Annotated in this window: 11 protein-coding genes and 1 pseudogene; all 12 read left to right on the top strand. The window is 44.2% G+C overall.

All coding sequences use genetic code 11. From position 1 onward, the window contains the following. Nucleotides 1-220: pseudogene (locus KQI64_RS01570) on the top strand (glycosyltransferase family 2 protein); the annotation flags it as partial. Beyond that, on the top strand, nucleotides 217-1,257 hold the full coding sequence (locus KQI64_RS01575) for a Stealth CR1 domain-containing protein (protein WP_216523023.1): 1,041 nt from the start codon (nucleotides 217-219) through the stop codon (nucleotides 1,255-1,257). The pseudogene KQI64_RS01570 and the gene KQI64_RS01575, both read left to right, overlap by 4 nt. A 69-nt stretch (nucleotides 1,258-1,326) precedes the next feature. Further along, nucleotides 1,327-2,364 (top strand): Stealth CR1 domain-containing protein, encoded by a 1,038-nt coding sequence (locus tag KQI64_RS01580; protein ID WP_216523024.1) that lies wholly within the window; start codon nucleotides 1,327-1,329, stop codon nucleotides 2,362-2,364. Nucleotides 2,365-2,405: 41 nt separating this feature from the next. Beyond that, nucleotides 2,406-3,437: a Stealth CR1 domain-containing protein gene (locus KQI64_RS01585; RefSeq protein ID WP_216523025.1), complete on the top strand. Its 1,032-nt coding sequence runs from the start codon at nucleotides 2,406-2,408 to the stop codon at nucleotides 3,435-3,437. A gap of 33 nt (nucleotides 3,438-3,470) precedes the next feature. After that, nucleotides 3,471-5,012, top strand: a complete 1,542-nt coding sequence (locus tag KQI64_RS01590; protein ID WP_216523026.1) for a lipopolysaccharide biosynthesis protein — start codon at nucleotides 3,471-3,473, stop codon at nucleotides 5,010-5,012. Nucleotides 5,013-5,032: 20 nt separating this feature from the next. Continuing rightward, a complete protein-coding gene (locus tag KQI64_RS01595; protein WP_216523027.1) occupies nucleotides 5,033-6,067 on the top strand; it encodes a glycosyltransferase family 2 protein in 1,035 nt (344 codons plus the stop codon). Nucleotides 6,068-6,212: 145 nt separating this feature from the next. Beyond that, nucleotides 6,213-7,700: an IS5 family transposase gene (locus tag KQI64_RS01600; RefSeq protein WP_216523028.1), complete on the top strand. Its 1,488-nt coding sequence runs from the start codon at nucleotides 6,213-6,215 to the stop codon at nucleotides 7,698-7,700. 92 nt (nucleotides 7,701-7,792) lie between these two features. Further along, entirely contained in the window at nucleotides 7,793-8,236 is a 444-nt protein-coding gene (locus tag KQI64_RS01605) for a C-GCAxxG-C-C family protein (protein WP_216523029.1), read from the top strand. A 256-nt stretch (nucleotides 8,237-8,492) separates the two neighbouring features. Then, entirely contained in the window at nucleotides 8,493-9,185 is a 693-nt protein-coding gene (locus tag KQI64_RS01610) for an iron-sulfur cluster assembly scaffold protein (protein ID WP_092967880.1), read from the top strand. A 14-nt stretch (nucleotides 9,186-9,199) separates the two neighbouring features. After that, nucleotides 9,200-10,198: a GGGtGRT protein gene (locus KQI64_RS01615; protein WP_216523030.1), complete on the top strand. Its 999-nt coding sequence runs from the start codon at nucleotides 9,200-9,202 to the stop codon at nucleotides 10,196-10,198. A gap of 121 nt (nucleotides 10,199-10,319) precedes the next feature. Further along, nucleotides 10,320-11,000 carry a DUF421 domain-containing protein gene (locus KQI64_RS01620; RefSeq protein ID WP_216523031.1) on the top strand — a complete coding sequence of 227 codons (681 nt, stop codon included), beginning with the start codon at nucleotides 10,320-10,322 and terminating at the stop codon, nucleotides 10,998-11,000. A gap of 164 nt (nucleotides 11,001-11,164) precedes the next feature. Next, a complete protein-coding gene (locus KQI64_RS01625; RefSeq protein ID WP_216523032.1) occupies nucleotides 11,165-12,415 on the top strand; it encodes an alpha/beta hydrolase in 1,251 nt (416 codons plus the stop codon). The last annotated feature ends 394 nt before the right edge of the window (nucleotides 12,416-12,809 follow it).

Consider the following 12,809-nt stretch of genomic DNA (forward strand, 5'->3'; position numbering starts at 1 on the left):
TGCAGGCTTTGACAATTTCGACGCAAAATACCCTGACGCGAATATGATCCTTGAAATGAAGCTGCTGGGCTACAATGTACTACAGGTTCCCGCAATAATGCATTTGCGCAAGAGCGGAGAAAGCATGCACTCCGGAATCTGGAAGCCGGCAAAATATATGGTTCGTTCGACGATAGCATTGATCGTAGCCAGGATGAGAGGGTGGACAAATAAGAAATGAAAACTGACAATATGCCTCAGGATGCTTTTGATTTTGTCATTATGTGGGTCGACGGTTCAGACCCCGAGTGGCAAAAACAGAAGAGAGAGTATTCACCTGATTCCAAGGACGACAACCGTCCCCAAAGATACCGCGATTACGGTTTCCTGCGTTATTGGTTTCGCGGTATTGAAAAATTCGCCCCCTGGGTCAGAAAAATTCATTTTGTCACTTGGGGACATTTGCCTGATTGGCTTGACACCACTAATCCTAAGCTTCATATCGTAAACCACAAAGACTATATGCCGGAGAAATACCTGCCTACATTCAGTTCCCGTCCTTTGGAACTTAACCTGTTCCGTATAGAAGGTCTTTCCGAGCAGTTTGTTTTTTTCAATGACGATATGCTGGTGATTAACCACATAAAGCCTGAGGATTTTTTCAAAGGAGGAAAGCCGGTAGATATGCTGGCGCTCCAACCTGTCGTTGCCAATCCTGAATATCCGCTCATGTCTCAATCGTATATCAATATTTCCCTTATGATCTGCAGGCACTTTGATAAGCGTACCCAGATGAAGCGGCTCAAAAGCAAGTTCTTTTATCCCGGCTACCCGATAATGTATCTCGGATATAATATACTTGAAACGGTCTTTCCGCTTTATACGGGCTTCTATACGGTACATTCACCCTCCCCTCTTTTGAAAAGCACCTGCGAAAAGATTTGGAAAGAAGAAGGCGATTTTTTGGACGAGGTCTGCAAACATAAATTCAGAAACCGCGACGGTGTAAATCAGTATGTTTTCAGAGAATGGCAAAAACAGACAGGAGAATTTGTCCCCGCAAATCTTCATCGCAAATTTGTTTATCTGAATGTAGGAAGAGATCTATCAAAGGCTGATAAGGTCATCCGCAAGCAAAAGCGCAAAATGATTTGTCTGAATGACACTGACGACAATATTGATTTCGACTTTGTAAATAATACCTTGTGCGATGCGCTTGCATCTATACTGCCTGAGCCTTGTTCTTTTGAAAAAGACAAAAACTCCTCTGAAGAATAATTAGACCACAGATTTACATTACTCTTATTATTGTTTACAAGACGGAAAAATACCTGAGCTGATGAGAGGATGGTTTTGCAAATGAGTAAAAAAAACAAAATACCGCAAAAAGATATCGACTTCGTTATTTTGTGGGTCGACGGTTCGGATCCGGATTGGATAAAACAAAAAAATGAGTATTCTCACGATCCAAAGGATGACGCCCGACCTCAGCGATACCGCGATTTCGGCTTCTTGCGATATTGGTTTCGCGGTGTGGAAAAATACGCGCCATGGGTCAGAAAGATTCATTTTGTTACATGGGGACATCTGCCCGACTGGCTTGACACATCTCATCCAAAACTTAATATTGTTAATCACTCCGACTATATGCCTGCGGAATACCTGCCGACATTCAACTGTAACCCTCTGGAGCTGAATCTTCACCGAATCAAGGGTATCTCCGAACAGTTTGTTTATTTCAATGATGATTTGTACCTGATTAATCACGTAAAGCCTGAGGACTTCTTCATATGCGGAAAACCGGTGGATATGCTTGCGCTCCAACCCGATGTAGCCAACCCTGTTTTCGCGGTCATGTCCTATATCCATATGAATAATTCCCTTCTGATTGCCAGGCATTTTGATAAGAGGACACAAATGAAGCGGTTCAAGAGCAAATTCTTTTATCCCGGCTACCCACTGATGCATCTCGGGTATAATATTCTTGAAATGGTCTTTCCGCGTTATACAGCGTTTTACACCGTACATAGTCCTTCTCCCCTCTTGAAAAGCACCTATGAAACGATATGGTCGGAAGAAAACGAACTGCTGGATGAGGTCAGCAGACATAAATTCAGAAGCCGTGACGATGTCAGTCAGTATATTTTCCGGGAATGGCAAAAACAAACGGGAGAGTTTGTCCCTGCCAATCTTCACCGCAAGTTTCGCTACTTTGAAATAGGACAAAACATGGAAGAGGTATTAAATGTCATTCGGAAACAAAAGCGCAAGATGATTTGTCTTAACGACCCCGATCAGGAGATCGATTTTGAAGCCAACAAAGAGATACTGGATAATGCCTTTGCGTCAATTATGCCGGAGCCTTCATCATTTGAAAAGAACTGATTCCAGTTTTAATAATCGTACCGGAAACCGGGAGGATGATTATGCAGAAAGAAAACGACAAAAAAACACCGCAGGAAGAAATCGATTTCGTCATCCTATGGGTTGACGGATCGGATACCGAGTGGCAAAAGCAGAAGAAAGAATACGCACAACAACATACAGACGACGACCGTCCGCAAAGATATCGCGATTTCGGTTTATTGAAATATTGGTTCCGCGGTGTGGAATTATTCGCGCCTTGGGTAAGAAAAATACATTTTGTCACATGGGGACATCTGCCTGACTGGCTCGATACATCTCATCCAAAGCTCAATATAGTTAAACACTCCGACTATTTGCCTGAGGAATATCTGCCGACGTTTAGTTCTCATCCTTTGGAACTGAACCTCCACCGCATAAAGGGGATTTCTGAGAGGTTTGTTTACTTTAATGATGATGTGTTCCTGATAAATAATACAAACCCCCGTGATTTTTTTATCGATGGGAAACCGGTTGATATGCTTGCACTTCAGCCTATTATTGTTAATCCGATGAATCCGACTATAGCCCATATACATGTTAATAATTCTCTGCTGATAAGCAGACATTTTAAGAAGCGAACGCAGATGAAGCAATTCAAGAATAAGTTTTTTTATCCCGGCAACCTGAAGCACTGCGGATACAATCTCTTTGAAACAGCTTTCCCGTTTTTTTCAGGATTCTATATTATTCATGGCCCTTCTCCGATCATAAAGGACACTATCAAGACAGTCTGGTCGGAAGAGTATGAAGTATTGGATGAGGTCAGCAAACATAAATTCAGAAGCTGCGATGATGTAAGTCAGTATATTTTTCGTGAATGGCAAATGATGTCAGGTAATTTCGTTCCCACTGATCTTCTCAAAAAATTCTGCTATATTACTATTGGAAATGATTTGGAGAAAGCCGAAAAAATAATCCGGAACCAAAAGCGCAAAATGATTTGTCTGAACGATACCGACGAGGAAATAGATTATGAAGCCGTTAAATCTGCTTTATCAAACGCGCTTGAGTCGATAATGCCGGAGTCCTCTTCCTTTGAAAAACAGAAATGAATCACTTTTTGATTGAGGAGCGTCAGGAAACAAATGAAACATAAATCCAGAACGGAATACTCCATGCGTAATTCTATGGTTGCATTGATTTGCAAAATATTGGTTTTGCTTTTCGCTTACGCTTCCAGAGTGGTATTTATCCGCGTTTTGGGCGTTGAATGCACAGGCGCCTACGGACTATTCAACAATATTTTGGTCATTTTTTCTCTCAGTTCTCTGGGAATAGATACCGCGCTTGCTTTTATGCTCTACGCGCCTGTCGCCGAAAATGACAGGATAAATCAGCAGGCTCTGATTCAAGCTTTTCGCCGCGTTCATCTGATGCTCGGCATTATCGTTTTGCTGATATCAGTCGTATTATTCTTTCTTCTTCCCGTATTTTCCGCAGAAGCGGCGTCAATTCCCGATATCGGGCTGATTTACTGGTTGTTTGCCGGAAATATGATTTTCGGTTATTTCCAATCTCATAAGCAGATACTTCTTCTGGCGGATCAACAGAATTACCTCAATGATCTTTATGAAGCCGGACAATTGATCCTGCAATATGTTATTCAGATCGTTGTTCTCCTGACAACAAAAAGCTTTCTGTTATTCAGTATTGTATTTTTTGTTTTAATCATTCCAAAAAATCTTTTATCCGCGGCTCATACGACTAAGCGCTATCCGTACTTGAAGGAACGCGTCAGCGTTTCTTTGGATGAAGATGAAAAGAAACTGCTGCGAAAAAACATTTGGGCTATACTGATCAGAAAATCAGGTGTACATCTGCAGCTGTTTACGGATACGCTCCTTCTTTCCGGCTATTTCGGACTGTTATCAATGGCGAGGTATGCTAACTATAGCCTTATTATCACTTCTGTCAGGGTATTGGTGGAAAAAATCGTAAACGGAATCACGGGCAGCGTCGGTAATCTAGGAGTAACAACTGAGAGAGAAAAAGTCGAAGATGTATTCAACGTATCGCTGATGCTGACATGTATCATGTTCGGAATCGTCTCAATCGCTTTATTTGTAGTCATCGGACCGTTTATCGATATGAGCTTCGGTCAGGAATATGTCTTCCCTATCGATATTACATTGGTCTTGTGCGTAAATCTCTATCTAAAAGGAATACGTACCATTACCAATGTATTCCGCAATTCTCTCGGCCTGTTTCGGCAGGCGCGATATATGGGATTTATTGAAGCGGGCGTCAATGTGGTGTACTCCATTGCTGCGATTACCATTTTTGGTGAAATCGGTATCTTTATCGGCACAACATTAAGTATGCTGACGGTTCCGATCTGGATGGAGCCGTGGGCTTTATACAGAGACTATTTCGAAAAAAAGCTCTGGATATACTTTATCCGTCTCGGCGGATACACGCTTGCGATCGCAGTGTGCTGGGCTGTATCATATTTTGTATGCAGCTTTATCGGCGGACCTCTGCCGGTTCAGTTCATACTCAAGGGCGTTATCAGCGTAGTAATTTCCGGTGCGCTTATTGTTTTGATTTTTCACTCTACAAAAGAATTCAAAACTATTTTATCATCGTTTAAATCTATACTGAAGAAAAAAAGTGGAAAAAAAACATAATATGAGGATGGTTGATTATAATGCTGTTTTCTGTCATTGTTCCGATATACAAAGCGGAAAAATACCTGAATAAATGCGTAGACAGCATTCTCGGTCAGACGTTTACAGATTTTGAGCTGATTCTTGTCGATGACGGCTCACCGGATAAGTGTCCCGAAATTTGCGACGCATACGAAAAAGCGGATTCTCGGGTTCGCGTGATTCACAAACAAAACGAAAAACTGGTTCGGGCAAGATTTACAGGGATTCAAGCGGCGACCGGCGACTATATCTGTTATGTTGATGCCGACGATTACGTCACAAAAGACTGGCTTTCCACAGTGGCGAACAAGATTTTCTCGTCGCCGGTCAGGCCCGATATTGTCGTATTCGGTTCAGTCAGGGATTTCGGAGATTATACCGTAAAAATCAAAAAGAACGTTCCCGACGGATTTTATGACAAGAAACGTCTTGAAAACGAAGTATATCCTGTACTTATGTCAGGAAACAGGACCCGTATTCATTTGGGTAAGGAATGCATCTATACTGCCTCATGGAATAAGGTCTATAAAAGGGAACTGTTGTCCCGGCATTACTGCCGCGATGAAAAAATCACTCGCTGTGAGGACGCCGCATTTGTATTTGAATGCTTTCTATATGCTGACAGTATATCGGTGTGTGATGATTTGCTGTATTTCTACAATAGAACCAACACATCATCTAATCTGGCGCGATACGACACTTACAGAGTGGATGCCTACAAGAGGGTCATAGTCTATCTGAAAAAGCATATACACGGATTGTACACGTGCGTCGACGAGCAAATGAACGATTTGTTTATAAATTATCTCGCTTACGCACTCGTTCATGAGCTGAAGCATCATCCGGATATCACTACAGCCGCAAAAAACATTAGAAGAAACTTTAACAGAACAAAAGTCATCGAGCTGATTAATCCTAAAGGGTTACCTTTAACAGCAAAAATATTATATGTTTTGCTTAAACTGCATTGCTATTCCCCGGCGTTGTTAGGATGCAAGGTTCGAATGAAACGAATGGCAAGTTCTGAGTCCTAACAAATATTAAGTAGTCACTGCCTTCAAAACAAGCAATCAGTAAAATTCTCGATAAACAGTGCATTTTTCATCGAAATGTGCTATAATAAGTGCAAGAAAATAATCAAGAGCAATAAAAAAGCTTGCACTTAAGTTAGAGGACAGTATGTATAAGTTCCATAGAAATCAACAAATGAGTTTTACAGATTTCAATCAGCCCGCAGGGATGCAGATGGATCCTGAGAACCGCTGGGTAAAGAAGGCTGCGAGTATATCGTGGTACGACATCGAGATAAAATATGCCGCGCTGTTTCCGAGCGAGACCGGTATGCCGGCAAAACCTTTACAAACAGCTCTCGGGTCGCTGATGATCCAGAAGAAATATGATTATTCCGACCGTGAGCTTGTCGAGCAAATCAAGGAGAATGCCTACTACCAATACTTTATCGGACTTCCGGGATATTCTTATGAAGCGCCTTTTGCGCCGTCACTTTTGGTAGAGTTTCGCAAACGTCTGACAGATGACATCCTTGAAGACATCAACGAAATGATGATCCAATTCAATCTGCCTGAAAACAATGAAGACGATGATTCGGATAACAACAGTCACTCCGATGGCGGCGAGGATGCTGAAAGCAAAGAGAATGAGAAATCCGAAGCAGACAACAAAGGCACATTGATTCTTGACGCTACCTGTGCTCCTCAGAACATCTCTTACCCGCAGGACATCAATCTGCTGAACGAGGCAAGAGAAAATCTTGAATCCATCATAGACGATATCTGCTATACCTACAATTTTTACAAGCCAAGGATGTATCGCAAAAACGCGAGAAAAGATTATCTGAATTTGGCGAAATGCAAAAAGCGTACCAAGAAAAAGATCCGCAAGGCGATCAAGCAGCAGCTTCAGTATATTCGTCGAGACCTCGGCTATATCGATATGTTTGTATTAGCCAACGGAGTAGTTCTTACCGAAAAGCAAGCCAAGCGGTTAACGGTCATCAAAGAGCTGTATGAACAGCAAAAGTACATGTATGACAACAATGTTCACAGCGTCAAAGACCGCATCGTCAGTATTTCTCAGCCGTATATCCGACCCATCGTGCGCGGCAAAGCAAAAGCTCCGGTAGAATTCGGTGCAAAGCTGGATATGAGCATTGATGAAAACGGATTCGCACGGTTAGAGAGATTATCCTTTGACGCTTACAATGAAGCGGATGTGCTCATCTCGGCAATAGAGAGATACCGCAAGCGAACCGGACGCTATCCCGAAAGGGTGCTGGTCGATCAGATATACCGCAATCGGAACAACAGAGCTTTCTGCAAGAGCAAGGGTATCCGTATATCCGGTCCGGCTTTGGGGCGTCCAAAAAAAGAACCGACGCCGGAGGAACGCAAAACTGCATACAGTGATAACACGGATCGTATCGAAGTCGAGCGAGGCTTCAGCCTCGCAAAGAGATGCTGCGGCTTGGGACTCATCAGAACGAAGCTCGATACAACGACCCGTTGTTCCATTGCGCTTTCCCTACTGGTATTGAACCTCGAAAAATTAGCAAGAGGTTCTTTGCGCCGATTTTTGGGATTCCTGTACGACGTAATTTCAATGCTGCTGAAGCTGAAAAATAACCTCATAACCGTTTCGTGCGGTTAATGAGCAGAGACTAAGTAATACCCTAAACATCTGTTGCGTTAAAATACCGAAAAACGCGGCGTAGAGACTCCCCAAAAGAAAGAAGGATAGAAATGACACACGCAGAAAAAGCGGAAGCGCTGTTTTGTGAAGGATATAACTGCGCGCAGGCGGTGCTGCTCGCGTTCGGAGACATTACTGGACTTGACGAAAAAACCGCTGCAATGCTCAGCTCCTCTTTCGGAGGAGGCTTAGGCAGGATGCGCGAGGTCTGCGGAGCCGTCAGCGGAGCTTCCATGGTGCTTGGAGTCCTGCACGGATACGATGACCCGAAGGATTCGGAAGCGAAAAAAACTCATTATCATCTGATTCAGGAATTCGCCCGCCGCTTCAAAGAAGAGAACGGTTCTATAATCTGCCGTGAGCTGTTAAGCGGCGTGAAAACCGTCGGCGGCAATGATCCCGAGGCGCGTTCAGAGAGCTATTACAAAAAACGCCCCTGCCCAAAGCTTGTTTTTCAGGCAGCGGAAATCGTCGATGAGATGCTGTTTTCCTAAAGAATCCCGCAAGTTGAACAAATTCCGTTAAACCTGACGAATTTTGGCTTTTTTCGCGAAAATCCGTCAGGATTTTTTTATATATCTACACCAAATATCGCTTTTTTGGTATTGACTTATTTAACAACTTCGTCTATAATTAAGGCAAGGGATATCGTTATCCTATCGGTTATCCTAACCGCTGTTTTGAGCTGATAATATCTGCGCTTCACACGGATGTTATCGGCTTTTATTAAATTCTAAGGAGGAAATGCTTATGTATTACACAGCAGAAGTAACGAATATGTGTCCTGTCGCTAAGGGCGCGTATCACGGTCCCGCTCCGATTCCGGAAGAGGGCAAATGGGTGCAGGCTAAAGAGATCAAGGATATCTCCGGCTTTACTCACGGTATCGGCTGGTGCGCTCCTCAGCAGGGCGCCTGCAAGCTGACTCTCAACGTTAAAAACGGCATCATTGAGGAAGCTCTGGTCGAGACGATCGGTTGCTCGGGCATGACCCATTCCGCCGCTATGGCATCGGAAATCCTTATCGGAAAAACGTTGCTTGAGGCTCTCAACACCGACCTCGTTTGCGACGCTATCAACACCGCTATGAGAGAGCTCTTCCTGCAGATCGTTTACGGCAGAACCCAGAGCGCGTTCTCTGAGGGCGGCCTTCTTGTCGGCGCTTCTCTTGAGGATCTCGGCAAGGGTCTTCGTTCCCAGGTCGGCACAATGTTCGCTACAAAGGAAAAGGGTCCCCGTTATCTTGAGATGACTGAGGGCTACTGCACACGCATTGCCTTGAATGCTGATAACGAGATCATCGGCTACGAATTTGTCAGCCTTGGCAAGATGATGGACTTCATCAAGGGCGGCATGGACGCTAATGATGCTCTCGAGAAGGCAAAGGGCCACTATGGTCAGTTTGACAACGCGGCGAAATACATCGACCCGCGTCACGAATAAGGAGGTGTGCAGTAATGAGTTTATTTGAAAACTATGACAGAAGAATAGAAAAAATCAACGGCGTTCTCGCTCAGTACGGAATCGCTTCTGTAGAAGAGAGCCGTGAAATCTGCAAGGCTGCAGGCTTCGACCCCTATGAAATCGCTAAGGGCATTCAGCCCATCTGCTTCGAAAACGTATGCTGGGCTTACTGTGTAGGCGCTGCTATCGCTCTTAAGGCAGGCGCAAAGAACGCTGAGGAAGCTGCCAAATACATCGGTATCGGTCTCCAAAGCTTCTGTATCGACGGCTCTGTTGCTGAGAACCGCAAGGTTGGTCTCGGTCACGGCAACCTAGCTGCAATGCTGCTCAGCAATGACACCAAGTGCTTTGCGTTCCTCGCAGGTCACGAGTCATTCGCCGCTGCGGAAGGCGCTATCGGTATCGTCCGTAACGCAAACAAAGTTCGTCAGCAGCCTCTCCGCGTTATCCTCAACGGTCTCGGCAAGGACGCCGCTCAGATCATCTCCAGAATCAACGGCTTCACCTATGTTCAGACTCAGTTTGACTACTTCACCGGCGAGCTGACAATCGTGAAGGAAATCCCCTACTCCGACGGCGAGCGCTCCAATGTTCGCTGCTACGGTGCCGACGATGTACGTGAAGGCGTTGCTATCATGCACAACGAAGGCGTTGATGTTTCCATCACAGGTAACTCCACCAACCCGACCAGATTCCAGCATCCCGTTGCAGGCACCTACAAGAAGGAATGCACCGAGCAGGGTAAGAAATACTTCTCCGTTGCTTCCGGCGGCGGCACAGGCAGAACTCTGCATCCCGATAACATGGCTGCAGGTCCCGCTTCCTATGGTATGACAGATACTATGGGCCGTATGCACTCCGACGCTCAGTTTGCAGGTTCCTCTTCCGTTCCCGCTCACGTAGAGATGATGGGCTTCCTCGGAATGGGCAACAACCCCATGGTAGGCGCTACCGTTGCGGTTGCAGTTGCAATCCAGAACAGCCTCGGCTGATTTGTAAATTTTATAACCAAGACAAGTTTTTGCCGCTCTGCCGATCACTTGACAGAGCGGTGATTTTTTAGCATAATCCGCAGCTAATATGTCCATACTATACCTTATACGGAGGGATAGTATGGACGTTTTAAAGGTTATTCTCGCATCGCTCTTTTCCGCGGCGGCGCTCTTTTTGATAGCGAAGGTTATCGGTCACAAGCAGGTCGCTCAGCTTGAGTTTTTTGACTATATCACCGGCATCACGATCGGCTCGATCGCCGCGGAGCTCGCTACTACGCTTGACGACCCATGGTGGAAGCCTACCATATCCATGTTCGTGTTCGGCGCTGTAACCGTCGCTCTGAGCTTTGCGACAAGAAAAATGCAGCGAACCAGAAAATTCATCAACGGCTCCCCCACCATTATTTTAAATAACGGCAAGCTGTACCGTGAGAATATGAAAAAAGCCAAGCTTGAGCTGAGCGAATTCCTGCTACTGTGCCGTCAGGAGGGTTATTTTAATCTGAACGACATTCAAACCGCTGTTTTTGAATACAACGGAAAGCTCTCTATCCTGCCGGTCAGCACGAAACGTCCGCTGAATCCCGAGGATATGAAGTTAAATCCTCAGCCCGAGCATATCGGCACTGAAATCATCATGGACGGAAGAATTCTGGATGAAAACCTGAAAAGGAAAGGTCTTAACGTCGAATGGCTGAAAAAAGAAATGGCAAATCAGGGATACAAGCACGCGAAAGATATATTTCTCGGTATTTGTTACGATAATAATCAGCTGACATTATTTCCATTAAAGAACTAAGATACCGCTTATCAACCCAACTGTATCAACATGCAAGTTTATATTTTTATCAGTGATATAGACAAATCATTCCTGATTTGATACAATTAATGTATATTATCAGCGGAGGGTTGAAAATGAACCTTGTCGGACAGCAAATAAATAAATATCGTACCGAAATTGCGATGAATAAAAGAAGAATGATTGCCGGATTGCTTTGCCTTGTTATTTGTATTTTGACGGCGACAGCCTGCACCGTCACTCACCCCGACAGCAAGAATGCAGATAGTGAAAATTATCATACTCTGTATTTCAGGAATATCTCAAAAATGGAAGATGTAACCGCCGTTTTTTCCTCCAGCAACGGCAAGCAGACCGAAGAGGTCAAAATGACTGCGGTTGAGGAAGATAAAGACGGTCTCACCTACTCCTGCAAGGGAGATGCTGCTGTATATAATACGGTATGTTTCCGTTACGACGGAGTAAGCACCACGAAGGTTGCCTTCAATAAATGCGTCAGCGGTTGGTACAACTCCGAACATGGTTTTCTGCCTTATACTTACGGCTCAGTTGATCCGTATATAAGTCGTATTGCTAACTATGTCACTCTGAATGATGCTTTAGTCTACGAGAACGAGATGTACGATGATGTGGCATTCACCTACAATGGCTACGACAAGTTCATTCATCTCTGGACTCCGGACGACTATGACCCGTCTTCGGACGAGAAGTATGCTACTGTTTATCTGCTTGACGGTCAGGGAATGATTTATCTTGGCTTGCCCGATGAGACGCTTCTTCAGAGCGAACACGCCGATATTCAGGTGCAGAGTATGACAGCAGCAACCGGTTATAAGGCAATCGTTGTGGCGATAGATACTATGGGCGATCCGGATGGTATTTACGGTCGCTTGGATGAAATGACTCCTGATCTCGGTGAGCTTGCCTATGAGGAAGATACTCAAAAACAGGGCAATTTGCTCTCAGACTTTATTGCCGAAACCGTAGTTCCCTACATACAGCAGCATTACAATGTTCACACCGACGCTATTCATACCTCTATAGCCGGCAAGTCTTTGGGAGGGCTTGAATCTTTCTATATCGCTTTGGAACATCCTGAAATCTTCGGTACGGCAGGTGTTTTTTCACCGTCATTCATGCTGTATAAAGACGATGTATGGCGGTCATATCTTGGCAAAAAGAGCCTTGATGATTACTCTCCCTTTCTATATTTTTATTCCGGAAACGGAGAAGCAGACAACGGAGATGTTACCGATGAGATGGTTGCCCGAATAAAAGATATGGGTTATCCGGAAAATCGGTTCGTATATCATCGTGATGCAATAGGCGGTCACGACGTATACTTCTGGCGCAGTAATTTCTCTGAGTTTTTGAATGCAATGGTTTATCAGCGCGTAGAATCACTTGGTAATTGATCAATTGTTTAATCATAATAATATATCTAAATCCTACAGGAATAATGCTAAAAACGCTGCACTCAACAGGTAATGTCAAGTGCAGCGTTTACTTTTTTGATTGTAATTATTCTTAACCTGTCACCGATTGTATCATCAAAATCTTCTTTTTCAATCGGAATATAATCGTCGTAATCCAATGGACAGACCTCCCAAAACAAGAAGGCAATAATTTGTGGTGAAATAACTAATCAAATACTATTTCAATTTCCTTTGTTTTCCGATTGATGCGGAATAAATTCTCATGTGAATTGACCGCTTGTTTTTCTAATTTTATTATAACCGATTTGGCTATTCAACAGTCCATATTTACCTTTCCGGTATTGTCGTCTGCTGCCTATGTTCTTCCATGGTC

It is taken from the genome of Lachnoclostridium sp. MSJ-17 (assembly GCF_018918205.1).
GTDB lineage: Bacteria > Bacillota > Clostridia > Oscillospirales > Acutalibacteraceae > Ruminococcoides.